The sequence below is a fragment of the Leuconostoc sp. LN180020 genome (assembly GCF_014844115.1).
In the GTDB taxonomy this organism is placed as follows: Bacteria; Bacillota; Bacilli; order Lactobacillales; family Lactobacillaceae; genus Leuconostoc; species Leuconostoc citreum.
The window spans coordinates 1,265,655-1,292,645 of the sequence record NZ_CP039736.1 but is presented as its reverse complement, the minus strand read 5'-3'; the positions used below and the strand labels follow the sequence as shown (position 1 = coordinate 1,292,645).

The window sequence follows — 26,991 nt, the reverse complement described above, 5'->3', positions numbered from 1 at the left end:
CTTTATTCGCGAAATTCCGATAAAAACGCCACAAACGCCTGCAAGTTAGCTGGAAATGCATTTAAGCCCCAAATAATTTGTTCCCGTTGATTAGGTAACTTGAAGCGTACACCCCATTCATCATTCAAACTAGGGTCTGGATAAGAAGGCCCACGATATTCACCCATCCAAGTATTAATATAACTTAACACTTCGGGAGCAAAATCATCCCATTTATCCGTCATATCTAGCCACGGTTCCTTATAGCGCCAATTAAATGATTCTCCAGCTTCATTAAAGTGTGGATTATAGAAATCAAACCTTGGATCAAGGATGTCTTTTGCTTCTTGTGATTTGTCGTCATATTGCAGAAAAGCATGTCCTTCATGACGCTTGGCATAAATATAATCAAACCCGGTAACAAGATTACCGCGATAAAATACTAAAAAATCTAACCTCTGTGTGGCCATACTAACCTTCAATAATAACTAACGACTTCGTAATACCTTCTGTCAAGTTCTCGTAACCATCTGACGTGACAATGACATCGTCCTCAATTCGGACGCCACCCTTACCTGGCAAATAGATTCCTGGTTCAATCGTTAATAGATGTCCCGATTGCATTTCATCACTTGATCGTGAACTCAAAGCTGGTCCTTCATGTATATCAAGACCAACACCATGCCCAGTTGAATGATTATAGAATTCGCCAAAACCGTGATTTGTAATGTATTCTCGCGCAACACTATCAATCTCACTGCCTGAAATGCCTGGTTTAACGATATCAATAGCGTTTTCATTAGCTTGCTTAACAACAGCATAAACTTCACGTAATTCATCACTGATAGTGCCCATCGCAATTGTGCGTGTCACATCTGACGTATAATCATTGACATAATAGCCAAAATCAATGGTAACAAGATCGCCTAGTTCAATGATTTTATCTGTTGCCTCGCCATGAGGCAGCGCGGAACGATAACCTGAAGCCACAATGGTATCAAATGAAGCCTTTTCAGCACCATAATGTTTTTGCAGGCGGTCCAACTCATTAGCAACTTGTTTTTCTGTCATGCCAACTTTGATAAATTGTAGCAGATCATTAAAAGCTTGAACGGATGCTTTTGCTGCCAAACGCAATGCTTCTAATTCAACTGTATCTTTGACTTCTCGCAATGTTTCAACTGCATCGGGCAACGCATCAAATGTAATGTCTGCAGGCAGCAGCTGATCCATTAGATCATATACGTTGTACGGCAATGTCGCTTCAAATGCCAGCTGTTTAATGCCAAATGCAATAACCGTCTCGACAGCAGCTTCATAATAAGCACGTGTGACTTTAAAATCGACATTTTCAGGCAAACGATGACGATAATCTTCTTCGTAACGTGCATCGGTAATCAGACATGCTTGTGTGCGACTTACTACCACGACACCTTCGCCTGTTCCACCATCAAAACCCGTTAAATATTTTGTATTGGCACCTTGATATACAATCATACCATCAAGTTCAAGTTTTTCTAATAATCTTTGTAACTTTGCAATACGTGCTTCAAAATATTTAGCCATCTTCACTAGTCTATCCTTTTTGTTTAATCGATATTTTCATTATATCACATTATTCATCAGCAAAAATTGCTCATATTTTTGGCATAAAAAAAGCGTAATCAATTAAATGATTGCGCTTTTTGATGACTTTTGCTTACTTTGCAGCAGCAAGGATATCGTTGTATTGTTCACGTGTGTAAACAGATACTTGACGCTTGTCACGACCTTTACGTTCGAACTTAACAACACCATCTGTCAAAGCAAACAATGTGTCATCGCCACCCTTTTTAACATTCACACCAGGATAGATGTGTGTGCCACGTTGGCGATAAATGATTGAGCCAGCTGTCAAAGCTTGACCGTCGGCAACTTTAGTTCCCAAACGACGTCCAGCTGAGTCACGACCGTTGGCTGAAGATCCGCCACCTTTGTGGTGAGCGAACATTTGCAAGTTTTCTTGATTCATCAACATAAGTCTATTTCTCCTTTACAAGTAATGATTACGCGATTGAATCAATCTTCACGCGTGTATATGGTTGGCGGTGACCTTGCTTAGAATGCATGTTCTTCTTAGCCTTGTACTTGAAAGTAACAACTTTCTTTTGCTTACCTTGCTTTTCGACAGTACCAGCAACCTTAGCACCTTCAACGAAAGGTGCACCTACTTTGCCGTCTACCAAGATAACTTGGTCAAAAACAACCTTTTCACCTTCGGCAGCATCAAGCTTTTCAACGAAGATTGTGTCACCTTCAGCGACTTTATATTGCTTGCCGCCTGTTACAATAATTGCGTATGCCATTATTGGATTCTCCTTATACTTAGACTCACCATTCCAGGCGGGTCGGCCCTTGTCCGACACGTACTTCTACCTGTTCCGAGTGGTTGTAGCTTCGCTAACAACTTTTCAATCATAACAAATTTATTAACTCACGTCAAGACAACCGACCCCAGTTCCTACACGACTTCAGAAAAGTCAAATAATGATAAACCAGTTTGGGTTGCACCAGTTGTGTTGACACGTAAAATATCAGTAAATTCTTGTAATAAAATCGTTTGATTGATATCCATATTATCTGCTAACCAAGCAGCAATAAGTGCCCAAAATCCACCGATAACGACCTCCCACTGAAACATAAGTTTACGTTTTTCATAATCATCAGTAACCCCTGCTAATTGTAAAGTTACTTGCGAACGCATACGTGTCATTAGTGTGTTGAAATAGCTAGTATTTGTGTTTAAGTTTAAGACCGCATTATAAAATGCAGCTCGGTCACTGATTGCCCGAATCATTTTGACCACGTGAAACTGGCCTTGAAAATGCTGCGTAAGCTCCAATAACAAATTATCGTTGACATCATCAATCAGGTGAGGCTTATTTTGATAATATTTATAGAATGTGCCGCGGGTCGTTTGTGCTTTGTCTAGTAGCGTTGTAATCGAGAAATCAGGTTGGGTCGTCATTAAAATGACGGCTGCTTCTTGAATATTCTTTTTTGTTCTGATAATTCGTGCATCTTTTTTTTCAGACATCATGATTCCCTTCTAAAAGCAAAAAAGCACAATGACTGTGCTATTCTTCATTCTTTGCGCCAATCTTGTAAATATCAGCTTCAATATTTAAGTCTTTTTTCATTTGAGTCACGATATCTGCACGCTGAGCTGAACTTTTATTAATCGCATTGACTGACATCATGATAATTGTATCAAAACGATCATGGAATCGTGATGCAACACTCGCATCAATATTATAATGACCCTTTTTAGCTGTTTGGACAATGGTTACAATCCCTTGCGATCCATAAAAAGCATCCCTTAAGGCTTGTGCATCTGAGTTACTCAAATTTTTACTGTTATGCTTAATCACTTGATCAGCCTGCTGTTCAATGGCTGTCATGGTTTTTGGCTTAGTATAGTCAAATTGATTGAGCACATGAACAAAAGATTGAATATCTTCACGCGACTGCTTCAAATGCCGATAGTCTGATTGTGGCATCGAGACATCAGCATATTTAGGTTGTTGATTAAATGTAATTAAAGCCACTAACAAGGCAATGATTACCGCCGCTAAGGCAAGGAAAGCTTTTCTCATATTTTTTCTCCAGACTAACAATAACTATAGTATACTATGAAAATCTTTTTTTCAAAACTGTTGTATAAATCTTTAAATTTTGAACGGACTATGGTATGATATATTTTGCATTGCGTTGGTAGCTCAGCTGGATAGAGCAGCCGGTTTCTACCCGGCAGGTCGAGGGTTCGACTCCCCCTCAACGCATATTTACCGTTTTATCAGGATTGCTGATAGAGCGGTTTTTTGTTGCTTAAACGTTGGCGTGCAAGGCTTTTAAGCTATTTAAAGTTGTTGATAGTTTTCATCACTTTTCACTATTTTTATAGTTTATGGCTACAATATGGCTACAAATTAAATAGCTTTGCGCTGACCTTTGTTTCTTTGGTTATGCGTTTTGCAAACTCATGCATTTTATCTTTCATGTCTCCTGTAAACTGACCAATCGGATATGAATAAGTTGACTCACCTATTTTCTGTTCTTCAAAGAATACGTTAATTGCTCATAAGTCAATAAATCGGACTATTTTTTATCTAGGGCTGAACTGATTAGGCTACTTTCATGTTTCGATTGGCGAGACTGATTCTTTCGTCGTTGAACCATTGAATATATTTGGACACACCTAAAATTAGATGAGCAATCGATGGAAAACGGAATTGATAAATCATTTCACGCTTTAATAGAGAGTGAAAACTTTCAATTTTGGCGTTATCATATGGATACCCTAACTTTGAATACGAATGATCAATTTTATGTCGATTTAACAAATTTTCAAAGCCAAAACTAGTAAACTGACTGCCCATGTCAGTGTGTAAATAATTTGGTTTTTTATGAGTTGATAGCGCTCTTTGTAGTGTTGTAACTACTAATTTGGTATCCATCGTGCCACTGATTTGATGGGCTAATATCTTATGTGTTCGTAGATTTAAAACTGACGCTAAATACACCCACTGACCATTGCTTAACTTTAAATAAGTGATGTCCATACTCCAGACATTGGCGTCTTGTAACTTTCTGATTAAGTTTGGCCGTTGAATATAATCAACTGTTGTCGTTGGTTTGTTAAACCGTCGACTCATGACAGAGTGTATACCAGCTTCTCGCATTAAGCGACGAATTCGGTTGGTACCATGATGTAAATTCAGATCAGCCAATGCTAATCGCAAACGTGGCGCCCCATAAGCTTTGTAGTTATTTTGCCAAATTTCACGTAATAAAGCTTTTAAAATAGTGTCTTCTCGTTGACGATGGCTTTCAGTATAGTGAACCCAATCAAAGTAGGTGCTTTTGGGTATTTTGAGTAGACGAAGCACCATCATGAGTTTAAAATGCTGTTTTAGCAATGATTGGACAATAGGAAAATGGGTCTTACGTTTTACTTGCGATGTTCGCCCAGCAAAACGGCCGCAATTTTTAAAATTTCGTTTTCTTCCTTGAGTCGCGCGATTTCTTTCTGCATTGCATTAAATTTGGCACGAGTCACTTGGTTGCCATTCATGTCAGTCCCAACGATTTGGGCTTTTTTGACCCAACCCGTAACCGTTTGTACAGCCAAATGATATTCATTGGCCAGCGAATTAGCAGAACGACCCTCGTTGTACAAGGCAACAATTGATGATTTAAATTCAGTTGCGTATCTCTTAGCTTTCATAATAAAAAACTCCTATACTTGATTATCTCGGATTATGCCCTAGAAATAAAGCAGTCCGGATTTTCAGTATACGAGCATGGCATATTGAAATCTGTCGTCCAGTACGTGTCAATCATTCTAAAGAAGTCCATCACTATATCTTTAGCTAATTCATTTGATGAATCATTGAAATATGCTCTAGCAACAGAATCAACAGCTCGATACTGAAAACCACCCCAATTAACGTTAGGGTCAGGCGCTGGCAACCAACCCCATGTATCTGGTTGATGTTCATATTGAATACTATCCCAGCGATTCCAGAAGTATACAGGCGCAAACCCACCTTGAATACCATTCTTAGCTTTATAGGCTGCTTGAGCGTCTCTCATAAACTTTAGGTTGACACCCAACGCGTCTTGATTGTTTTTACCAAATTCATCAGTAAACTCTGGTAATTCTTGCCATATATATGGTGTTTGATAACCAGAATATGCGGGACCTCGCCATGAGTTGATATTGCCATCAGACAAATGATAATCAAATGGTGCAACATAAGGCACATAAGTTAATGGCGTTGTTGGCATTGGCGCAACTAATTCAATTGAAACATCTGCTTCTTCTGTTCCAGAATAAGACAACGTTAGTGTTGCATAGTTAGAGCCTATTGGTAGTGTTGTCAACTTACCCAGGTAATCAATTACTATTTCTGATTTAGAAGCAGCACAATCTACTAATAAACTACTAAAACTACCACTAGGAAAAGCTGTATCACCTGAGTCTGATGTAAACAAATCAGCCGTCATAGTAACGACTTTGTAACCACCATTTGTCTTGGGTAGTCTGTAACGCCAAGGCTTATCTTTACTGTCACGAACAACAAAATCAAGGTCATCATTTGTCTTATATTTAAAGTCAAAAGGAAAAGCAGGTGTGCTTCCCATACCAAACAGAAATTGTGCCCAACCACCTGATACCTTATTCATTACTATTTCTTGAACTGCTATATTTTTATCTATAACCGCTTCAGACGATATAGTCGACTTACCATCACTTATTTTAGATCCATCAGCATTACCACGATAATTAACACCCCAAAACACATCAGAAGACCTAAAGAAAGATGACGCGGGCAGATTAAATGTTTGCATTTTTCCACTACCATCTAAATGAAGAGGAACAACCCAACGCTTATCTTCTTGATAAACATTTTCTTCATCCAGGGTTAGTTTCATAATGATTTTTTGTTTACTTGACATTTTGACTAATAGATAATCATCATTTCCAAATTTTGCATTAACAGAGCCTTTACCAATTTGACCCTCACCGTAATTCGCTTGTGGATAATGAATATCAATAAATCCAGTCACTTTGTTTTGAGAATAAATTTCAGGAACATCTCTTGAGCTATACTTATACATACCATTTTCAAATATGTCATAGCCCATTCTTGGTGGCGCGATATAAACAATCGCATTATCTATATGGAAAGCATGTCTAATTGATTCTGCTGTTGATTTCAATGCTTTGTTCCACTTCTCTTCTCCTGTTGCTTCAAATAATAACTTAAAGCAATCATAAGACCAAGCAAGTGAGTCAATAGCACAAACAGTCTCTTTCTGTTCTAGTTTACGCCAAACAGGATAAGCGTCATAATTATCATTCGTATGGATAACATCCCCTGTGTTAGTCCCATAAACAACTAGAAAGTTACCAGTAACATTTTCGTCAAGCGTAACAATAGCTGTGTTGTTATCTGGATAATCTAAGCTCTTAATGCTATAACTTTTACCATTAACCTGAGAGAATGGCGAATCCCAAACCAACGTGGCGTCTGCTGCTCTAACAGAAAATACTTTAAAAATATCATCTTTTTTGATAGTTGCCTTACCGTTAGTGAAAACAACAGACATATTTGTAAAGTATTGTTGTGACTTGAAATCTTGCTTAGCATTAAATAACCAATGAGGAACCCAGTTAACATCTGGTTCATCAGGAATTGGTTTGTCTTGATATAGAATGCTTAATAAAGCGTCAGATAGTTTTAAAGCTCTATCTAACCATATTTGCTTTCCTGTTGCTTTATAGGCTAACAATGCACCACGTAACGTTAATGTTTGTCCTTCAGATGTACCTGAGTTTGTGGAGAAATAGCCACCACGACCTGTTTCATAGTGAAAACTGTTTGTCGTTAATCCTGCATTGTTCAGCATGATGTGTTTACCATCACCTGTTCCAGTGTATTGGGACAAAAGCTGGTCGTATTGATCAATCCACTTTTTGATTAAAACAATATGTTTCACGAGATCATCATCATTAATTGTAGTTTTTAGCGTATCATCCATATGTCACCTACTTTTGGGTTTACAGGCGCTTTTTCTAGTGGCCCTGGTTTACCAACTATTTCTTGTACAGTTATTAGCTTATCAAATGCCATAAAATTTATCCTTCCAAAACAAAAATTCCATTTTATTCTTCCAGAATAACAAGCCGCTTCTCAAATTGCTTAACATTCTTTAGCGTCTTTAAATGAGCATTTATCATGACCGAGTTAGCTTACTTAACCCAAATGGCAATAGAATGCTTTGCGTGAGCATATTTCTCTGCTAATAATTTAAGTGAACGTTCTTCTTGTTAAAGTGTAACCAGTGAATCTTTAAAATTCTGTGACTAACGGATTGACATAAAAATACGCCTATACTTTCATTTTGCGGACTGAATAAAAATAATTCTTTTTTTAGTATAAGAGCAGAACACAAAAAAGACAAAATAGCGTTGGAACTTTTTTTCCTCAAGTCCCCAAATATCCCAAAAAAGCAAAAACAGCGCCTAAATTAGACGCTGTTTTTTGTTTATATAAAACGTTGTATCTCTTGCCACTCTAAAAGTGTGCTTTTATTTTATAGATTGGTTGTCCCTTAGCCATGAACTTTTGTTCATACTCAGTTTCGACATTACCGATAACTTTTTCCTCATCAGCATGTAAATCTAACGTAAAGTCCGTCGTCGCCCAACGCATACCGTAGTTCATAAAACTAACGATTGAATATTCAAACAAATGGCGATTATCTGTTTTGAATTCTACTTCCCCGTGTTCAGGTAAGACAGCCTCGTAAGACTGCAAGAAAGTTTTATAAGTTAACCTGCGTGACTCATGGCGTGTTTTTGGCCAAGGATCTGAAAAGTTTAAATAAATTTTTTCAACTTCTGCTTTTTCAAAATAGGTTTCCACACCATTGCCGTTACCATATATATAACGCAAGTTAGGCAATTCACCTACCTGGTCAAAACTTTTGCGCGCAGCAATGGCGACTGCTGTCTCCTGAATTTCCATACCAATATAATTAATTTCTGGATGAGCTAATGCCATACCTAAAATAAATTGCCCTTTTCCTGAGCCAATTTCAACATGGATTGGTTGTGCTTTCGCAAATAATTTTTGCCATTGGCCGATTTGTTCTGTCGCACGGCCTTGTGTAATCACAATGTCTGAATGTGCTGCTAGCCAATCAGTTGCCCATGGTTTTGCTCGAAGATGCATAATATTCCTCCCTGTAACTCTTTTTGTTACAGTTTTCTTTTCATTTTTAATTGTTTAGGCAGATAAATACGGTCAAGTGCAACACCAATGATAACTAAAACACCTAAAATATAACTCATCATCAACCATCCTTGGCTAATGGCACTAAGCATGAATACGCCGCCTACCATAATCATTAAATGTCGATTCAGTTGCCTAAAAGCGCGTTGTCTTGATTGAATAGCTATTGGCATAATTTGTGTCCACTTTTTTTGTTCAGTCTCGCGAAATAATGGTAACAGCTGAAAAGCCACTAAGTAAAGCATCAATCCTGCAATAGACAGAATAACCCATTTTGGTGCTGTTGATAATGCAGCAATGAGTAAACCGCCAACAATGGTTAATCTCAAAATTAAAGATAATAATTCTGTGCCACGTGCCAAACGCAACAAATATAGAGAATACATCATATCTCGTCGTTTTGTCAATCGGTTTAAAAAATAATCAAGATATTTACGCCGTTTGACCTGATAAGTTTGTGTTGGCACATCAGCAAACGTGGCATAAAAATGTAATATACGTCGTTCATGTACCTGCGCTTGCGCAATACTGGTTAACCAATCAATTGCTAATTGCTGACTTTGCTTATCATTAACATGCAAAAACATAGCTAACACAACAACACAGATTACCCAAACAAGGCTAAAAATTATCAATCCGCCGTCACCAATGACTAAAATCAACCAAATGATAACTATCGGAACGATAGTACGTAACAATCCTTGAACGAAGCCATTAATAAACAACCTTGGTTTCATTAACAATTTTTCGCGTGCTAACAAGAGTAAGCTATACTTATAACTGAATAAAAACAATGATAAACTAGCCAATTTTACTGCGGTGAGTAATTGCATTTTAAACAGTATTGGCAATATAAGACTAATAGCAACCAATTGCCACAAAATAGCAAATACAAAGCTGACATTAACAGCTTGCTGTAAATAATCTCGACTAACCATTTGATCATTTCCAAGCAAATATAACCTATCAGCTGGTTTAAAATAAGTGATCAACTGACCGAATTGCAAGCCAAAGCACAATAAAACAGCAATAAGTAAACGTGTCCAATCTGAATGCCATAAAAATTGATAGTTCGCACGCTGCATCACTTCGCGATAGCCTAACACTCCAGCGCCAAAAGCGATGAGTAGAAAAATCACAAAATGATCATTAAAGAGTAATCTTAAATACTTAATTGTGGTTTTTTGTGCCTGCCTAAAGCGCTGATAGTATAGTTGCTTCCCCATCATGCACCAGCTTCTTTCCGTACCAAATCAAAATAATCGTCCAAATTTGCCACAGATAACTGATATTTATCTGCTAATGCTGATGGTGTCCCAACAAAGTCAACCTGACCGTTATTTAATACCACAAATTGATCAACAAATTTGGCAGCCGAGGCCAATAAATGTGTTGTCATTAAAACACTGTGACCCAACTGTGTTTGCTCACGAATCAATGTCACGACATCGCGCTGCGCCAACGTATCTAATCCGAGAAAAGGTTCATCAATAATCAAAAGTGGTGCCTCTAGCATAAATGCTGACACCAGCATTACTTTCTGACGCATGCCCTTAGAAAAATGAATTGGTAGCCAATGTTGTTTGTCTTGCAGACGAAACATATTCAGGAGTCTACTGACACGATCCCAAGACTTATCATTGTCTTGCCCATGCGCTGCCAATAAAAGATGTAGATGTTCGGCTAACGTTAACTCATCGTATAAGATAGGCTGCTCTGGAATATAGGCAATCTGCGACTTGAATGCGGTTGGTGCTTCAACAATATTAACCTGATTTAAAGTAATTTGGCCGCTTTGCGGGTGCAGTTCACCAATAATATGATTAATGGTGGTCGATTTACCAGCACCATTTAGTCCTATTAAAGCGACAATGCAACCATCTTCAATTGTGAATGACACATTTTTTAACACTTGATTTCCAGCGTAACCACCAGATAAATTGTCAACTTTTAATCCCATAAAACTATTATAACAGGCATAACACCATATTTGGTATAATGAAAGTAACAAAATGAATGGAGATTATAATGGATATTTTTGATAAAATCATTGCTGGTGAAATTCCAAGTTACAAAGTCTATGAAGATGATACTGTTTTAGCTTTTTTAGATATTTCTCAAGTGACACCAGGACACACACTAGTCGTACCAAAAAATCATGTATCAGATATATTTGATTATGATACGACTACTTCAGAAAATGTGCTACTAAAGTTGCCTATGATAGCACGTGCCATTAAGGCAAGCAACCCCAAAATAACGGGAATCAACATTCAATCTAATAATGGTGCATCAGCTGGTCAAACCGTTTTACATTCGCATTGGCATCTCATCCCGCGTTTTGATGATGATGGTTTATCTGGCACTCTTGCCCCAACAATCGATAACAGCGAGCAATTTTCTACCGCACGCTACCAGAAAATTGCTGACGACATTGCAAAGCAATTGAATTAGGAGGCTATTATGAAATTAATTGATGATATTAAACAGCTCATCAAACAAATTCAGTTAATGATGCAACTTTTGCAACAGCTAACCAAGCAACAGCAGGTATTGTCTCAACAATTAGACCACCTGACTAAAGTGCGTGACGACATTCAAGTTGACGTTGAGAAAATGAATTTCAAAAATAAACCACACCTAGACCGCATTCAAAAAGCTTCTGATCATTTAAACGCTGAATTGTCAAAGTACCAGGCGTAGTTGCCTGTTTTATGTTAAAATAGACAGGATACTAATCAGAAAAGGAAGCATCTTATGCGCAAATTTATTTGGGGGCTGATCATCGTTATTTTTGGTGGCGGCCTGATTTATCTTGGATTTAATTCCTCAAAAACACTTATGACTTCGGATTCAGGTAAAATTACTGAAAAAGAATTCGTGGCTGACTTAAAGCAGTCTCCTGCTGGCCAGCAAGAATTTGCCAATTTAGTCATTAACAAGGTTTTAGCTAAACAATACGGTGGTAATGTTTCTAAGTCAGACGTCCAAAATGCTTTTGACACACAGAAGGCACAATATGGTGATTCATTCCAATCTGTATTATCTTCAAACAATACAAACGAATCACAATTCAAGAATAATATTAAAAATAACTTGATTATGAAAGCAGCTGTGAAAGCCAATTATAAGGTAAGCGATAAGCAAATCGAACAAGCTTATAAGGATTATCATCAAGATACAACGGTCTCATTGATTACAGCCAAAGATGAAGATTCATCTAAAAAAGCTATTGATGCTTTAAAGTCTGGTGACAGTTGGGAAACTGTTTACAAGAAATATTCTACAGACAAAACATACGCTAAACAAAATGGTCAGTTACCTGCCTTCGATTCAACAAGTACGAGTGTCGACTCAGCTATTCAAACGGCCGCATTTAAAATTGAAAAAACTGGTGATTATACAACTACCCCTGTTACAGGATCAAATGGTGGTTTCTACGTCATCCAGCTAAATAAAACAACTAATAAACCAAGCATGAACAGTGTCCGCAATAAGTTATCAGAACAAATTGTCACATCATTCTTGAATGATCAAAAGAACACTGCTAAAATACAAGAAATCATTGGTCAAATCTTACGTAAGCAAAATGTTAGTGTAAAAGATACACAATTAAAGAATGCTTTGAATGCTTATCTAACTGCTGGGCTATCAAAAGCAAAGAAATAAACAATAAATAAAAAAGCTAAGGCTATTAATCAATAGTCCTAGCTTTTTTATTTATCTATTACATTATAATGACTGCGGTAAAAACGTCTATTATCTAACCCAAAAACACGTTCGGAAAAGTTGTTTTCTTCTGTTTTTTCTAAGGCGCTAGTCACCATCTGAATGCTAGCATCTAATTCATCTAACTGATGTAGTACTTCCGCTTCGAGCAGCGCTGGTCTAACAGGAGAACCATACTCTAATAAACCATGATGAGCTAACACGACATGCCGTAACACAACCATGTCTTCTGAATGAAGATCAAAATGCAGCTCATTAGCAGCTAAAACGATTTGTTCATCAATTAAGACAATATGACCAATCAGGTTACCTTCAACAGTATATTGTGTCGCAACTGGCCCAGATAATTCAATAGTTTTCCCTAAATCGTGTAACAACGCACCAGTCAGCAGCAGTTCTTTATTAATTTGGGGATATTGTGCTGCAATATTTTGAGCTAAACGCGCAATTGAGAGCGAATGGAAAGCTAAACCACCAGCAAAAGCATGATGATTCATTTTTGCAGCTGGAAAACGTAAAAAGGCATCTTGGGCAGCTGAAAATAGCTTTCTCAATAGACGATTCCATACTGGGTTCGTAATCATTAACATGATATCTGCTAATTCATCACGCATGACATCTTCTTTTATTGGCGCATGGGTCATAAAATCAGCAGGATTGCTAGGTTCTCCCGATTCAGATACTCGTATACTGGTAATTTGAATTTGTGGTTTATCTTGATATGCGCCGCGAACACCCTGTATTTTAACAATAGTTCCTGGTATCAGCGTATTAATTTGTATCTCAGTTGCATCCCATAAATTGCCTGGTAGATCCCCTGATCTATCTGAAAAAACTAAGCTAAGATATGTCTTACCAGTTTTAGTTAGGCGTACATCTGCACTTTTGATTAATGTAAACGTATCAATATGTTCATTGTCTTGATATTCCGTTAATAGCTTAGCCATTTGTATGTCCTCTCTCACAAGTCTAACACATTAAGCTGATCATAATGATAGCGTTCTGTTGTAAAATAAAAAACCTGTTGATTTGTTGATAACGATTTTAAGATTATTATCATGTTGTCACGACGTTGTTGATCAAAATTAACAAAACCATCGTCAATTAATATTGGCACCGACACAACATCTGCTATAACTTGACTCAATGCTAGTCTTAGCGCAACATAAAGTTGCTCTTGTGTGCCTGTCGACAATTCAACAATGTTAAATGCTTGATGGTCCGCCGTCATAACAACAATATCATCTCCTGAAAATTTTATATTTGTATAACGTTCATTTGTCAATTTTGAAAAAAGGTTAACAGCGATTGCTTGCATCTTCGGTAAACGGTTTTTAGAAGCTAATGTTAAAGCCTGTGTAATCCATTTACCAGTGAGCTTTTCTGCTAAATAACCACCAAATTGCGCTATTAATGCGGTTTGCTCGTTCATAAAATCTTGTTGTAATGTCGCAAATTGATCTTCGTTAATAAGCTTACGTTGTTCAGCTTTTAAATCTGATAACTTCGTTTCAGCTACTACTATGTCGCTTTGTAGGGTAGCTTTTTTACTGTCCAATGTGCGCTGTTTGATTGTTAATTCAGAGCTATTTTTAATCTTGGTAAACTGCGTCTGTTGTTCTACTGGTAGTTGATTCATCATATCAGAATAGCGCTGTTGCTGACGCGTTTGCGATTGTTGGTCATGATATAACAATTTAAAATTATCCGCATTAGCAACATCGTATTTATCATACAGCGCATACAAATCGTGCACATGTTCTTCGTGCTGCTTTTCATATACTGCTATTTCCCTGAGCAATTGTTGCTGCTGCTGAACGCGCAGGGTAGTGCTATTACTACGTGTTAATTGCGCATGATTAAAGGCTTGCTGAATATCAATCAAGGCAAATTCTAAATCATCAATAGTTTTTATTGAAACAGATAACTGTAATTGCTCTATTGCCGGCTCTAAATCAACAATCGCTTGCTGTAACTGTTTACTAATACCCTTGTCAATTTCTAAAATTTGTTGTTTGGTTTGCGGATAAGATTTGATGGCCCCTTGCATACCTTGGATTGTTTCAATTGGTAAATTGGCATAGCGATGACGAACAGTCTCTATGGCATGCTGGCTAACCCAATATTTATACCCAGTATACAAGCCAATAAGAAGCGGTAAGATTAAAGCAGGCTTAATTAGAAAATAAGCAATCACTGCAGTAATACCCGTCAATATACCCAAAAATAAAATTTGTTGTTTCGGGTAGTTAATCATCTTTTGTTCGCTGACAGTAATAAGAGATGGTAAATTTTGTCCCCCAATTTGTCGTTCCAATGCTCGTTGCTGTTTGACTAAATCATTGCGACTATTTAGCAAAAGCGTCATACGCTGCATAACAACTTGAGCCCTTTTAAGACGTTTATTAACATCATCTGCCATAAACGTTATTTTTTGTTCAGATGGCTTATTGTCGGTAATTTGTTCTTTTAATTGCGCAATTTTTTGTATCGCAATATTGTCCAAAGCTTGCAATCGATTAAATTCTGACATATCTGTTTCAGAAATAATGCGCTTACTTATTACTGAGTGGCTTTTTATAGCTTGTGCGGCTTCAAATAACGAAAAAGATTGGATTAGTTCTTGTTGTTGCTGAAGCTCTGAATCTAATGCTGACATAGCATTACGTAGTGTTGTTACTGTTGCTTGTTGATCAGTGATTGCCTGTTGGCGATTAACATACAGCACAACATCTTTAGATTTTTCATTCAATATCACTTGTTGCTGATTATACTGCTTAGCTAAAATATTCAAAGCGCGTTGGCCTGTTTTACGCTGCGTATATTGCCGAGATGCTTCCTTGTCAATCTGTTGGGCAATTTTCAGCCAGTAGTTACTACCTGGTGCCCCAATATTGAGCAACAGTTGTTTTAAGTCAGGCACCGCTAATTGACTAATTTGTGCTAAATCCTGTTGACTAAAATTAAAAATAGCGTCAAACATTTGCCTATCCAGCGGGGCTAATTGTTCCTCTAACCATTTTTCTGGTGTCTCAACGAATTGATCATCTGCTAAACTTTTAATCGTTAAAACGGATTTAACACGCCCTACTCGTTTAATTTCAAAGCTTTGACCGAAAAAGTCAACAACCATGCTACCACCATAACTGCTGCCATCTTTTGGCGTGTAAACATTTGTCTGTCCTTTTTTCGTTGGGAAACCAAATAACATACTCACCATAAATGCACGCAGTGTCGATTTTCCAGATTCATTCTGGCCAACAATTGCTTGAAAATCACTAACAAAATCAAAAGTTTTTTGGGACCAACGACCAAAGCCATTAATCTGAATGCGTTTGATTTTCATAGACATCTTAACCCTTTCCTTCATTAAGTTGCTGAACCATTTTTTGTTTTAATAACTCTTTTCCTTCATGAGTCATAAAGTATTCACGTAATACTAACGGCACCTGATCAGATAAATAATCGTCAACTCTAAATTCTGTCAATATATCTTCTAGCGCGCGCAACCAATACGCTTGGTCAATCGTATCTTTTGGAAAAGCTCGAAGTTCAGTATCTCTAATTGTCAGACGAACTAGCCAAACTTGCTCTGGTAAATGTTCACGGATTTTTTCAAGAACTATACCACTATCAATCCTAGCGCGCAGTACTTGATCTTGTACGTTTAACAATTCAACGGATAGGAAAGTGTTTTTTTGCGTCCCAGTCCCATAATGGTTAATCATTTCCTGCAAGTAATCTTCATTCTTGACACTTTTAAGCCGAAGCTTATCCCACAAAATTGTTTCTGCTTCACGAAAGATTGGGCGCAACTGATTGGCAGCATCCACTATATAGTATCCTTTTGGCCCCACTTCTTTACGATTAAGCCCCTGAATACTACCAGAATAGCCTATAAAAGGTCTAGTATTTAAAGTTTGACGAATATGAATATGGCCTAAAGCCCAGTAATCATAGCCCTTTTCCAACATGTCGGTCACTTTAAAGGGTGCGTATGGTTCACCTGTAACACCCACAGCGCCATGATACATACCAAGATGATAATCAACAGCCTGATCTCTAGTAGGAAATTCATCAATGACTGGCGTCATTTGTCGCTGCGATTGGTAGCTAAACCCAGTAACTGCGATTTTTTCACCTGATGCTGTCGTGTGATATGTTGTCTCAACATATTGATCAAAAATGTAAACATTTTCAGGCCACGGCAAATGTTGGGATGTGTTGGCTTCAAAATCATGATTCCCCAAGCTTAAAAAAACTTGAATACCAGCTTGATTTAACTTTAAAAAGGCTGATTGTACTAATTCTTGTAGTCGCGGACTACTTTCTGAGGCACTATAAAAATCACCTGGTAACAATAATAAGTCAACTTTTTCAGTTAAAGCGTCATTAATCATTTTCATAAATGCTTGATGCGTTGACTGTTGGACGAGTTGCTTTAAGTTATCTGGTAATTGTGCATCTAAACCAATAAATGGATTGCCTAAGTGTATATCGCCTGCATGGATAAATTTCATAATCGCCTCTCTGAACGTTTGTTCGTCTATTTTATTATACGCAACTTAAATCAGTTTCTCAACTTGTGAAACCCCTTACAATTATGCTATTATAAAGGTAACTTTATTAAGGAGAGATTACATGGCAATCTATAAAATTTTATTTGGAACCTATACAAAGCGTGTCTCACAAGGCTTGTATGAGGCTGAACTCAACACAGAAACGAAACAGCTACAAAACGCAAGCTTTATCGGCGAATTAACGAACCCTACCTATCTTGCTATTTCAAAAGCTAACAAAGTTTACGCTGTTGAAAATCGTGATGGTCAAGGCGGTGTCGTGACACTCGACAATACAGCAAGACCTCTAGCCGAGTTGGACACACAGCTCACGGAAGGCTCTGCCCCAGCATACATTGGGATTGATGAAACACGCCAACTACTTTTTGCTGGTTACTATCACCGCGGTACCGTTGAATCTTATAAAATTAACGCAGATGGTCGTTTGACACATGTTGATACTTGGCAAAACAACGGTTCTGGCCCTCGACCAGAGCAAACAAGTTCACATATCCACTTTGCCAATCTCACACCGGATAATCGCTTAGTTGCGGTTGATTTAGGCACAGATGAAGTCATCACATTTGATGTCACAGCAGAAGGTCAATTGACTGAAAAAGCGCGATTTAAAACAGATGAAGGATTTGGCCCTCGTCACATTCGCTTTTCTCAAGATGGCCAGTATGCTTATTTACTTGGTGAATTATCAAGTCTTCTAAGTGTCTTAAAATATAACAGTGAAGATGGTACTTTTGAACATGTCATGACCGCCTCTACTATTCCTAGTGAATGGACAGAACATAATGGTGCTGCCGCATTACGTCTGAGCCATGATGGTCGTTATATTTATGCTTCTAACCGAGGCCACAACTCTGTGGCAGTGTTTAAAGTGGTCAACGAAGGTGCAGAAATTGAACGCATTCAGTTAATCAGTACTGAGGGGGCTTTCCCACGTGATATGAATTGGGACAAAGATGAAGCCTTTCTAGTCGTTGCCAACCAAGATACAGACAACGTGTCATTATTTGCACGTGACAGTGGCAGTGGTGAGCTTAGCTTACTTCAAAAAGACTTTACAATTCCTGAAGGCGTACGTGTCACCTTTGAATATTAATTAAAAAAGTAACTGACGACTAAGCGTTAGTTACTTTTTTTATTCTCAGATAAAATGAAATAATAATTGTATGCCGTAGCAATTTCTTTAGCAATAATACGATGACCGCGCTCGTTAGGGTGCAACCCATCTGGCATGTATAACTGACGAAATTGGTAATCTGCAGGATTAAATAATGTTTTTTGCATTAGATTAACTACAGGTATATCAAGCACATAACTCGCCTGTATCTGCGCCCGGACATAATCATGCAGATTGTGTCCGAGTTTGTTGCGCGTTTCATCTGTTCGTCTCACCTTGTTTCCTTTGACCGGCACTTGATATGTTGGTGTGAGCGTTAAAATTTTAGATGAAGCATTCTTTTGCTTTAACACTTTAATCGTATGATAGAAGGCACCAAGATAAGATTCATTTGGCTTGTCAGTTAAACTGCCAATTGGCACATTGGCTAACCAATCATCATCAGTGCCTTGGAAAATATATAATTGTGCCTTCTCTAGGCGTTGCGCTTGCTGATAGATACTGTTATAGCCATTGTCTGATAAATGTGCACCAGAAATCGCTAAGTTTTGTACGCCTGATCCAGTCGCACGTTGAATATACTGTCCGTAATTTGTCGTTGCTTTTAAGCCAAACGATACACTATCACCGATGATACCAACTGTTTTATTGCTACTAATTGGCATTTTTGCCAATGTTGTCACTAATTGTACATCTATGAGACTACCGCTTGCTGTTTTTTGCCACAAAATGAGCTCATCCAGATGACGTCTAACATCTTGTAATAAATGCCTTATTAATTTAGCTTGCGTCGCATATTGTGCAATTAAATTCAGCTTAAGTTGTTCTATGTCATGAGTGTTCCATAAAATTAATAAGTTTAACGCTATTGCTGTACTTATATCACTTGTGGCATCAGTGAATAGTTGATTAACTAACCAATTCTGCTGTCTGACAGTGAGTGTTCCTATGATTGGTTCGATAGCTATTAATTTAATGCGTACTTGTTGTTTGACAGTAGCCGCCAATTGATATGTTTTAATTAACATACTTAACTTCCTAAAATATCCATTATCTTTTAACACAGCATAACTGCTTCAATACTTTTAAAGTATATCACATGGCTAAGCAAGGTTTAATTATCTTATCAGAATATTTACTAAGCTTTTTTTAATTTTTATATCATGTTACTATATTAATTATCATGTTATGTGCGAGGAGAAATATTATGTCACAAAAACGCTTAGGTATCAGCGCAGCCATTCTGGCTTATAGTTTATGGGGCGTTTTAGGTGTTTTTTGGGCCCTCTTACACGCTGTGCCCGCAATGGATACACTAGCTTATCGTATCATTTGGTCTTTAGTGACAATCTGCCTTGTCATAACCTATCAAAAAAGTTGGTCACGTCTTTTTCAAATTACCAAAAAACTTTTTCACAGCCACCAACTAATTTGGATTATTTTAAGTTCTGGACTTATTTCAATTAATTGGTTTATTTATATTTATATGGTCACACACCATCAAGCAACTGAAGCCAGTCTTGGATACTATATTATGCCACTCATGAACGTCGCAGTAGCAGTTATTTTTCTGCATGAAAGACTGTCTCATAGTAATTTAGTTGCGTTGGCCATTGTTAGTGTCGGTGTGTTAATTTTAACAATTCAAACAGGCTCTCTGCCCATTAATACACTTTTGATGGCGGCTTCCTTTTGTTTTTATGGTCTGATCAAAAAGCAAGTGCCCCTACCTGCCACAATATCCTTAGCTCTTGAAACAATGTTTGTCGCGCCTATTGCTCTAGTTTATATCATGCGCTCGCCGTTTCATATTATTAACAGTGGCGTTCAACTAACAGCGTTAACCGTTCTAAGCGGCGTCATTACGGTCTTGCCATTACTATTATTTGCCGTTGCCACTAAGAATACTGATTTTATCACATTAGGATTTATTCAATATATGAACCCTTCAATTCAACTCTTACTAGCGGTGTTTGTGTTACACGAAAATTTTGATTGGCATAAAGCGATTGTGTTTGCTTTTATTTGGGTCGGTATCTTAATTTTTGTTACTGGTAGTCTGCACAAAGCAAAAAAAATAAAGCAGCTCACCTCTAATTGATTGTTATCCATTTGGTTATTTTTTGGCATTTGATTTTCTCAGACAATTTGTTATATACTTTTACGAAAGAGGTAATCAATGCGAAACCAAAAATTAGTGCAATATTTAAGTTGGACTGCAACTGTGATGTCAATTATGATGTATATTTCCTATGTCCCACAAATTATTAATAATTTATCAGGTGCCAAGGGTAACCCTATTCAACCTTTAGTTGCTGGCATTAATTGTACGCTTTGGGTAATCTACGGCTTAATCAAAGAAAAACGTGATTTACCGTTAGCAGCGGCAAACTTTCCGGGTATCATTTTCGGTATAATTACATTTTGGACTGCATTATAAATTAAATTCAATCAAGTCTTTGAACACTAGTTGGTAAACTAGTGTTTTTTTGGGCAAAATAGAATGATTTTTTGAGATAATATATTAAAAAATTTTCGGACAACTTTATCTTCATTTATTCTAAAAGCAACATCACGTTGCCTTAACTTGCTTGCATATAACTCATAGTTTACTTTACGTGGCACGCGATATATCTACAACTAAGTAATCTTTTGATTATGCTTGTTTGTCGGCAGCATTTACACGTGAACATTGACTGTGGCTTAGTTTTCCACAACCATTGATATCATGATCCGTCTGGGAGGCTTTTATTTACTCTTTCTCCTCAAATCATTCATTTTTAGAACCTTTGCGTTTTTTTATTCTTTCCTACCAATCCTTTTTACGTTTACCACATCGATTACATTCATAAGTATAAAAGGTTAAACTGTCATTCAGTGGTCTACGTACGTATTGCTTGTGTGCGCAATAAATATGTTGATTCACCCATCTAAAGAAATTAGCAAATTTCTCAAAATGCATTGTAATATTAACTCATTTTCGATAAATATTTACTTCAAAAAATAATATTTTATCACTAGAAGTTGTTCATTTCAAACAGGTCAACTAAAAATTATAATGATTGCGCTGGACGGTTATATCTTTCTCATTGTCTTTGCCAAGAAAACGGCCTTGCTGTTAATAATATTTACGTGCTACAACAAATAGTTTGCCCACGCTTTTAATTTAACGAAAAAAAACGTTGATATCTCAACGTTTTTTTCATGAATTTGTAATGTAGAACATAGTCTAAAGGAGATAGCGTACCAATAACCTTTTTCACCAAAGCATTATGAAAACTGATGTTTAGACTTGTTCAAAAATCACATGGCTCCGCTTTTGGCTCCAGAAACAAACCAAAGTACATAGGCGTACAAAACAAACTAAGTCACTGGTCAGACAGTCGGTTTGTTTTTTTATTTACATCATAGGAGCCCTTTTATTTAAGTTGCGCACCAATAAGAAATAAGAATATCCCTAAGCATAAGGTTGACAAAAAATATATTGACCTTTGTTTCAAAGTAACCAGCTGTTCCCCTTGTGTCATCATGGTACTGAAAGTTGTGATACCGCCAATTAGCCCTGTACCGATAAAAATACGCCATTCATTAGATAACACCGTCACAGATAGCCAGCCCATTAAAAACGATCCCATCATATTAACCAAGAAAACGCCGGTAAACAGTTTTCTATTAACCGGCGTGAAGCTAATAATCAAATATCTAATTAACGATCCTAATCCTGATGCTACAGCAGCACCAATATATAGATAAAAATATTTCATTTACTGATTCCTCATTCGCTTTCCTAAGTACTTTCCACAAAGGACAGCAATATACCCTAATAAAAGACTAAGGGCAACATAAATAAACGCAATAATATAATTTTTATTGAGCAGTTCATTAATTTGCAATATAAACGTACTAAAAGTTGTAAAACCACCAATAATGCCTGTTCCTACAAACGTCTTGATACTCAAAGAGTATTCATCATCTTCTGAAATCCTTGACCCCAGATATGCAAGTAAAAAAGAGCCTACGATGTTTATTGCAACGATCATCCATGGACTGCTACCAATATATGGTATCTGTGTCAAAAGCAATCGAAATATGCCGCCGAATGCACCACCAATAAATACTAAAATGCAACCAGTTAAAATGGCATTTTCTTTTAATTTTTTCATTATAAATATTTCCCTTCAACCTCTGATTAAATAAAGGGTGTCTTGATAGACTTATTCTACCACATTAATTTATATTCAAATAAAAAGCCCACAAATTAATGCGGACTAGCCTAGCAGTTACCATAACTTTTGATAAAATAATATGCTGCTACTCTTTTGTAAATATAGCATATTGTAGTTAGTTCGAACAAACTGCTATTCTTATATAAATAAAAAATATTTAATAAATTTACCGGTTATTTTTATGTATCACTTGAGCGGGTTGAGGGCAAATAAAAAATAGAATATCAATAATGATATTCTATTTTTTGTTTTCATTTTCTCTAAAATCATAAAATGGTAAATCTAGAATGCTGAGTTTAGCAGATGCTGTTAAGTTAGATAAAGTATTACGAATGTACGAAAGTAGCAGAGCCGGTGCACTAACTGCCAAAAAGCTGTCAATTTGTTCCTTATTAATATTGTCTTTCCAAACAAACTCAGCTGTATAGCTTATGTTAAAAACATAAGATTTTGTATCAATATCGTCAGGAGTGTCAAAGTTTTGAACAGCCAAACTAATCAATGCTTTATTATCTGAACGCTCTTTAACAGAAGAGATGATTTTTACGTCTTTTATTATATCACTCGGATCGTCAGATAAATTACGATCCATTACAGAAAAAAACGTGCTACTTAACTGAGGACTAGAAAACCTAAAATTTAACTGTTGTTCTGCCATTAAGCTGCTTCCACCGTTTCAGCGACATCACTATAATATTCTTTGTTATAATCAGCAGTTCTTGAATTTACCTTATCTGCCGACTCAAAGTTTTTATTTACTATTATACTTTTAGTAATACTCTCATTTTGACCTTTATCAAAATTAATTGTTTCTATCATTGGACTTTGATTAGGTTGTTTAACAACGTCAACTAAATCACAGTTCAAACTAAAATAGTTGCTAAGCATCTCTTTTTTTCTAAGATTTCTGAGACCATCTTTGACTTTTTTCGACTTTTCTTGTAAAACTTCAGCAGGTAGAGACATCAAGAAATCATGAAGTGCTTCTGGTGAAACTAACTTACTCATAGTTATACCTCTCTTTCTTCTAAGTCTATTATATCAGTATCATTAAAATTTGCTCAGAAGTCAATAAATTGGACTATTTTTATTCAGTTACTTAGGCAACATTTGAGATACGATTGCGATTATAAAAATTGATATACCAACCAATGGCTGCTTGGACTTGCGTTAATGTTTCGTATGCCTTCAAATACACCTCTTCACGTTTCAATATTGAATGAAATGCTTCCATACGGCCATTATCGTATGGATGTCCTTTGAGTGAATATGAATGTTTCAAGCCATAATTTTGACATTTAATATTAAATTCAGCACTCGTGTATTGTGACCCCATATCTGAATGAATAATTAATGGCTTTCGATGCTTATCTAACGCCATCTGTAAGGCACTTGTGGCTAGCTCGGCTGTCATTGTATCACCAATTTTATAGCCCAATACTTTTCTCTTCTCAGGATCCAAAACGGTCGCTAAATAGACCCATTTGTGGTTAGTCAACTGAATATAAGTGATATCTGTTTGCCAAACACCGCTCAAATCATGCAAGTGTCTAATCAAATTGGGCTTTTGATCAACAGTCACGACAGTTTTTGGCTTGCGATAACGTTTTTGCATGCGGGATTTAATCCCTAATTCACGCATCAATTTGAGTGTCATATACTCAGATACTTTCGGCCCGTCAGTTTGTTGACTATAAGCAGAAATACGGCGATAACCATAAAATTTAAAGGTTTTCCAAACGTCTAAAATATAAGGTTTTAGAGATTCTCTACGCTTTTCTCGTCGACTGGTCTGCCAATGGCGCCAGTTGTAATAGGTACTAGGTTTGATTTTAAGTGCACTTAAAATACGCACAAGCGCATAGCCTTGTGCTAAAAATTGGTTAACAAGCGGCAATCCCACATTACGGACTATTTTTTGGCTAGTAAGATGGCCGCTCGCTTTAAAATTTCGTTTTCTTCCTCCAAAATAGCGAGACGCTTTTCTAATTGCTTGACATCTTTTAACGTCTTTGACTGACCATGAATCATGACTGGGGTAGCTTGCTTGACCCAAATAGCAATAGAATCTTTTGAAGGTCCAAATTCGTCTGCTAATGACTTAAGTGAACGTCCTTCTTGGTGAAGTTTAACCAGTGAATCTTTAAAATCTTGTGAATAACGAATTGACATAAAAATACTCCTATACTTTCATTTTACGGACTGAATAAAAATAGTCCATTTTTTTAGTATAAGAGCAATCCATCGTGCCACTGATTTGATGGGCTAATATCTTATGTGTTCGTAGATTTAAAACTGACGCTAAATACACCCACTGACCATTGCTTAACTTTAAATAAGTGATGTCCATACTCCAGACATTGGCGTCTTGTAACTTTCTGATTAAGTTTGGCCGTTGAATATAATCAACTGTTGTCGTTGGTTTGTTAAACCGTCGACTCATGACAGAGTGTATACCAGCTTCTCGCATTAAGCGACGAATTCGGTTGGTACCATGATGTAAATTCAGATCAGCCAATGCTAATCGCAAACGTGGCGCCCCATAAGCTTTGTAGTTATTTTGCCAAATTTCACGTAATAAAGCTTTTAAAATAGTGTCTTCTCGTTGACGATGGCTTTCAGTATAGTGAACCCAATCAAAGTAGGTGCTTTTGGGTATTTTGAGTAGACGAAGCACCATCATGAGTTTAAAATGCTGTTTTAGCAATGATTGGACAATAGGAAAATGGGTCTTACGTTTTACTTGCGATGTTCGCCCAGCAAAACGGCCGCAATTTTTAAAATTTCGTTTTCTTCCTTGAGTCGCGCGATTTCTTTCTGCATTGCATTAAATTTGGCACGAGTCACTTGGTTGCCATTCATGTCAGTCCCAACGATTTGGGCTTTTTTGACCCAACCCGTAACCGTTTGTACAGCCAAATGATATTCATTGGCCAGCGAATTAGCAGAACGACCCTCGTTGTACAAGGCAACAATTGATGATTTAAATTCAGTTGCGTATCTCTTAGCTTTCATAATAAAAAACTCCTATACTTGATTATCTCGGATTATGCCCTAGAAATAAAGCAGTCCGGATTTTCAGTATACGAGCACACCCATAGGTTACCCTTGTCTAGCTGCTTACGCTTATCTATCTTCCTGGGGATGATATGATCTACAACTAAGTAACCTTTGGTTGTGCTTGTACGTCCACAGCATTCACACGTGAACATTGCCTGTTGCTTTAGTCCTGCTGATAGATGTTTCCACGTCTTGTTATGGTAGAACTCATTAGCTTCCTTGTCACGCCTGTTAGCATTATAATCTCTTTGTTGTCTCTTACGTTCATACGATGACTTAGATTTGAACTCTGGCTTAGGTCGATACATTGCTTTGTGTATCTCACAGTATGGATTGTCTTGTCCGTATGGTATAGATATATGACAGTTTGTTTTACGGCATATCTTTACTCTGGCCATACATACTCCTTAATTTATGTATACAAAAAGCCCAACTCAATTTAATGAGCTGAGCTTACATCACTTGAACAAACTCCAAATACTATTGGTTGTCTTGTGATAAACACTATTCTTTACTGACTTACTAGGATTAGTTATGAAGCCAGTTCTTTCTTGCCATACGCAGGATTGATAGCTGACTTAACTGCTCGCTTAGCACGTCCAGTTGTTCTCGCGCTGATAGATTTCTTGATTGATGGCGTTCTCATTCCAAACTTCATATACTCATACCTCACTTTATGACTACATTATAGTTCTTATTGACAGCCATTGCATAACGCTCTCCTTTTCACTGCAAAATAAAAAGCGCTTATGCGCTTAAAATTAAGAATACTTGTTAAATATGTATTTCTTGCAGTCTATTCATTTGTTCCTTCTAAAGGTCCTTCTTGTAAAATGGCATCATCTTTTGTGGTTTCTTGTACACCATGTGCATGCTTCACAGGTGAATAAATCGAGTAACACTTCATGACATCGTCGCCAACATTTACAACATTGTGCCAAGTATTATCTGGAATAATAACGGCCTCACCTGAATGAATTTTGCGATCAACCGTTAAGTTATCTTTACTTTTTCCCATCTGCACGTGTCCAACACCGTCAACCAAGTATATAAATTGATCGTTGCCGTGATGAATCTCCATCCCGATGTCACCTCCGTGTGGTGGAATTGCCATCAGGGTAACTTGAAAATGATCACCTGTCCATAGCGTCGTACGATAGTTGTCATTTTGCTTGGCAGCTTTCTCAAGATTAAACGAAACTGGTTCAGGACCATAATCTTTTAGTTCAAAATCTTCTTTGTGTGTCATAAGTCATTTACCCCTTTCTTTCACCCCAATTATATCACAATATCATATATTTCACGCTTTAATTCTTTAACCACTTCATATGACTCTTATAGTCAATCTGCCTATTTTCCATCACTTCGCTTTTAATCTGCACACGCGCTCGCTCATGACGTTCTACACTATTACGTGTCAAGCACATTGCTGGTGTCTCGTATTCACTTCCGTAGCGTCT

31 protein-coding genes, 1 tRNA gene, 2 pseudogenes and 1 other annotated feature are annotated in these 26,991 nt (G+C 37.1%); of the genes and pseudogenes, 7 read left to right on the top strand and 27 right to left on the bottom strand.

Translation table 11 applies throughout. From position 1 onward, the window contains the following. Positions 1–2: 2 nt before the first annotated feature. The 6 genes from FAZ25_RS06685 to FAZ25_RS06660 form a co-directional block, all read right to left on the bottom strand. Positions 3–449: a hypothetical protein gene (locus FAZ25_RS06685; RefSeq protein ID WP_048801487.1), complete on the bottom strand. Its 447-nt coding sequence runs from the start codon at positions 447–449 to the stop codon at positions 3–5. 1 nt (position 450) lies between these two features. After that, entirely contained in the window at positions 451–1,545 is a 1,095-nt protein-coding gene (locus FAZ25_RS06680) for an aminopeptidase P family protein (protein WP_036058371.1), read from the bottom strand. Positions 1,546–1,678: 133 nt separating this feature from the next. Further along, a complete protein-coding gene (gene rpmA, locus FAZ25_RS06675) occupies positions 1,679–1,996 on the bottom strand; it encodes a 50S ribosomal protein L27 (protein WP_004900829.1) in 318 nt (105 codons plus the stop codon). Positions 1,997–2,024: 28 nt separating this feature from the next. Further along, a complete protein-coding gene (gene rplU, locus FAZ25_RS06670) occupies positions 2,025–2,324 on the bottom strand; it encodes a 50S ribosomal protein L21 (protein ID WP_004900831.1) in 300 nt (99 codons plus the stop codon). 11 nt (positions 2,325–2,335) lie between these two features. Continuing rightward, positions 2,336–2,419 (bottom strand) — a sequence feature (ribosomal protein L21 leader region). A gap of 60 nt (positions 2,420–2,479) precedes the next feature. Then, a complete protein-coding gene (locus FAZ25_RS06665) occupies positions 2,480–3,055 on the bottom strand; it encodes a TetR/AcrR family transcriptional regulator (RefSeq protein ID WP_004900833.1) in 576 nt (191 codons plus the stop codon). Positions 3,056–3,095: 40 nt separating this feature from the next. Next, entirely contained in the window at positions 3,096–3,614 is a 519-nt protein-coding gene (locus FAZ25_RS06660; RefSeq protein WP_004900835.1) for a hypothetical protein, read from the bottom strand. A 112-nt stretch (positions 3,615–3,726) separates the two neighbouring features. On the opposite strand from FAZ25_RS06660, the gene FAZ25_RS06655 reads away from it, so the two are divergent. Beyond that, positions 3,727–3,800 (top strand) — tRNA-Arg (locus tag FAZ25_RS06655). 342 nt (positions 3,801–4,142) lie between these two features. Here the strand turns inward: FAZ25_RS06655 and FAZ25_RS06650 are convergent. The 6 genes and pseudogenes from FAZ25_RS06650 to FAZ25_RS06625 all read right to left on the bottom strand — a co-directional run. Continuing rightward, positions 4,143–4,952: pseudogene (locus FAZ25_RS06650) on the bottom strand (IS3 family transposase); the annotation flags it as partial. 17 nt (positions 4,953–4,969) lie between these two features. Further along, positions 4,970–5,245, bottom strand: a complete 276-nt coding sequence (locus tag FAZ25_RS06645; protein WP_012304996.1) for a transposase — start codon at positions 5,243–5,245, stop codon at positions 4,970–4,972. A gap of 32 nt (positions 5,246–5,277) precedes the next feature. Then, positions 5,278–7,566 carry a hypothetical protein gene (locus FAZ25_RS06640; RefSeq protein ID WP_155280109.1) on the bottom strand — a complete coding sequence of 763 codons (2,289 nt, stop codon included), beginning with the start codon at positions 7,564–7,566 and terminating at the stop codon, positions 5,278–5,280. A 536-nt stretch (positions 7,567–8,102) separates the two neighbouring features. Continuing rightward, a complete protein-coding gene (gene trmB / locus FAZ25_RS06635) occupies positions 8,103–8,762 on the bottom strand; it encodes a tRNA (guanosine(46)-N7)-methyltransferase TrmB (protein ID WP_004903598.1) in 660 nt (219 codons plus the stop codon). A gap of 26 nt (positions 8,763–8,788) precedes the next feature. Beyond that, the gene (locus tag FAZ25_RS06630) at positions 8,789–10,051 is read right to left on the bottom strand and encodes an ABC transporter permease (RefSeq protein ID WP_004903600.1); all 1,263 of its coding nucleotides are present in this window, start codon (positions 10,049–10,051) and stop codon (positions 8,789–8,791) included. Further along, positions 10,048–10,782: an ABC transporter ATP-binding protein gene (locus FAZ25_RS06625; protein ID WP_004903602.1), complete on the bottom strand. Its 735-nt coding sequence runs from the start codon at positions 10,780–10,782 to the stop codon at positions 10,048–10,050. The genes FAZ25_RS06630 and FAZ25_RS06625 overlap by 4 nt, the downstream gene beginning before the upstream one ends. Positions 10,783–10,850: 68 nt before the next feature. On the opposite strand from FAZ25_RS06625, the gene FAZ25_RS06620 reads away from it, so the two are divergent. From FAZ25_RS06620 to FAZ25_RS06610, 3 genes are read left to right on the top strand one after another with little or no spacing between them, the layout of a single operon-like run. Continuing rightward, positions 10,851–11,276, top strand: a complete 426-nt coding sequence (locus FAZ25_RS06620) for an HIT family protein (RefSeq protein ID WP_004903605.1) — start codon at positions 10,851–10,853, stop codon at positions 11,274–11,276. Positions 11,277–11,285: 9 nt separating this feature from the next. Then, complete coding sequence (locus tag FAZ25_RS06615) at positions 11,286–11,525, top strand: hypothetical protein (protein WP_004903608.1); 240 nt, start codon at positions 11,286–11,288, stop codon at positions 11,523–11,525. A 54-nt stretch (positions 11,526–11,579) separates the two neighbouring features. Beyond that, positions 11,580–12,491: a peptidylprolyl isomerase gene (locus FAZ25_RS06610; protein WP_004903610.1), complete on the top strand. Its 912-nt coding sequence runs from the start codon at positions 11,580–11,582 to the stop codon at positions 12,489–12,491. A 47-nt stretch (positions 12,492–12,538) separates the two neighbouring features. On the opposite strand, the gene FAZ25_RS06605 is transcribed toward FAZ25_RS06610, so the two are convergent. From FAZ25_RS06605 to FAZ25_RS06595, 3 genes are read right to left on the bottom strand one after another with little or no spacing between them, the layout of a single operon-like run. Beyond that, positions 12,539–13,498 (bottom strand): 3'-5' exoribonuclease YhaM family protein, encoded by a 960-nt coding sequence (locus FAZ25_RS06605; RefSeq protein WP_036058651.1) that lies wholly within the window; start codon positions 13,496–13,498, stop codon positions 12,539–12,541. 14 nt (positions 13,499–13,512) lie between these two features. Then, positions 13,513–15,903 (bottom strand): ATP-binding protein, encoded by a 2,391-nt coding sequence (locus FAZ25_RS06600; RefSeq protein WP_155280110.1) that lies wholly within the window; start codon positions 15,901–15,903, stop codon positions 13,513–13,515. 1 nt (position 15,904) lies between these two features. Further along, the gene (locus tag FAZ25_RS06595) at positions 15,905–17,071 is read right to left on the bottom strand and encodes a DNA repair exonuclease (RefSeq protein WP_155280111.1); all 1,167 of its coding nucleotides are present in this window, start codon (positions 17,069–17,071) and stop codon (positions 15,905–15,907) included. 121 nt (positions 17,072–17,192) lie between these two features. Here FAZ25_RS06595 and FAZ25_RS06590 point away from each other — a divergent pair, with 121 nt between their 5' ends. Beyond that, on the top strand, positions 17,193–18,224 hold the full coding sequence (locus FAZ25_RS06590; RefSeq protein ID WP_004903619.1) for a lactonase family protein: 1,032 nt from the start codon (positions 17,193–17,195) through the stop codon (positions 18,222–18,224). A gap of 26 nt (positions 18,225–18,250) precedes the next feature. On the opposite strand, the gene FAZ25_RS06585 is transcribed toward FAZ25_RS06590, so the two are convergent. Continuing rightward, positions 18,251–19,273 (bottom strand): SGNH/GDSL hydrolase family protein, encoded by a 1,023-nt coding sequence (locus FAZ25_RS06585; RefSeq protein WP_004903622.1) that lies wholly within the window; start codon positions 19,271–19,273, stop codon positions 18,251–18,253. Positions 19,274–19,452: 179 nt separating this feature from the next. Here FAZ25_RS06585 and rarD point away from each other — a divergent pair, with 179 nt between their 5' ends. Together rarD and FAZ25_RS06575 are read left to right on the top strand one after the other, a co-directional pair. Beyond that, positions 19,453–20,346, top strand: a complete 894-nt coding sequence (gene rarD, locus FAZ25_RS06580) for an EamA family transporter RarD (RefSeq protein ID WP_155280112.1) — start codon at positions 19,453–19,455, stop codon at positions 20,344–20,346. Between the two features lie 78 nt (positions 20,347–20,424). Then, the gene (locus tag FAZ25_RS06575) at positions 20,425–20,685 is read left to right on the top strand and encodes a SemiSWEET family transporter (protein WP_004903626.1); all 261 of its coding nucleotides are present in this window, start codon (positions 20,425–20,427) and stop codon (positions 20,683–20,685) included. Between the two features lie 979 nt (positions 20,686–21,664). Here FAZ25_RS06575 and FAZ25_RS06570 read toward each other — a convergent pair. The 11 genes and pseudogenes from FAZ25_RS06570 to FAZ25_RS06520 all read right to left on the bottom strand — a co-directional run bounded on the left by FAZ25_RS06570 (position 21,665) and on the right by FAZ25_RS06520 (position 26,780). Further along, positions 21,665–22,009, bottom strand: coding sequence for a CrcB family protein (locus FAZ25_RS06570; RefSeq protein ID WP_155280113.1), 345 nt, complete (start codon positions 22,007–22,009; stop codon positions 21,665–21,667). Beyond that, positions 22,010–22,408 (bottom strand): CrcB family protein, encoded by a 399-nt coding sequence (locus tag FAZ25_RS06565; protein WP_155280114.1) that lies wholly within the window; start codon positions 22,406–22,408, stop codon positions 22,010–22,012. A gap of 301 nt (positions 22,409–22,709) precedes the next feature. After that, positions 22,710–23,129 (bottom strand): protein-export chaperone SecB, encoded by a 420-nt coding sequence (locus FAZ25_RS06560; RefSeq protein ID WP_155280115.1) that lies wholly within the window; start codon positions 23,127–23,129, stop codon positions 22,710–22,712. Continuing rightward, the gene (locus FAZ25_RS06555) at positions 23,129–23,479 is read right to left on the bottom strand and encodes a hypothetical protein (protein ID WP_155280116.1); all 351 of its coding nucleotides are present in this window, start codon (positions 23,477–23,479) and stop codon (positions 23,129–23,131) included. Before FAZ25_RS06555 ends, FAZ25_RS06560 begins: the two co-directional genes overlap by 1 nt. A gap of 91 nt (positions 23,480–23,570) precedes the next feature. Beyond that, complete coding sequence (locus FAZ25_RS06550; protein WP_180921964.1) at positions 23,571–24,374, bottom strand: IS3 family transposase; 804 nt, start codon at positions 24,372–24,374, stop codon at positions 23,571–23,573. Positions 24,375–24,382: 8 nt separating this feature from the next. Then, positions 24,383–24,643 carry a transposase gene (locus tag FAZ25_RS06545; protein ID WP_103152754.1) on the bottom strand — a complete coding sequence of 87 codons (261 nt, stop codon included), beginning with the start codon at positions 24,641–24,643 and terminating at the stop codon, positions 24,383–24,385. 10 nt (positions 24,644–24,653) lie between these two features. Then, entirely contained in the window at positions 24,654–25,154 is a 501-nt protein-coding gene (locus FAZ25_RS06540; protein WP_155280117.1) for an IS3 family transposase, read from the bottom strand. Positions 25,155–25,210: 56 nt separating this feature from the next. Further along, the gene (locus FAZ25_RS06535) at positions 25,211–25,486 is read right to left on the bottom strand and encodes a transposase (protein ID WP_012304996.1); all 276 of its coding nucleotides are present in this window, start codon (positions 25,484–25,486) and stop codon (positions 25,211–25,213) included. Between the two features lie 32 nt (positions 25,487–25,518). After that, positions 25,519–25,683, bottom strand: coding sequence for an HNH endonuclease (locus FAZ25_RS09720; RefSeq protein ID WP_371812531.1), 165 nt, complete (start codon positions 25,681–25,683; stop codon positions 25,519–25,521). Positions 25,684–25,989: 306 nt separating this feature from the next. Next, positions 25,990–26,189 (bottom strand): annotated as a pseudogene (locus FAZ25_RS06525) (hypothetical protein). 138 nt (positions 26,190–26,327) lie between these two features. Then, complete coding sequence (locus tag FAZ25_RS06520; RefSeq protein WP_004907787.1) at positions 26,328–26,780, bottom strand: cupin domain-containing protein; 453 nt, start codon at positions 26,778–26,780, stop codon at positions 26,328–26,330. Positions 26,781–26,991: the final 211 nt, after the last annotated feature.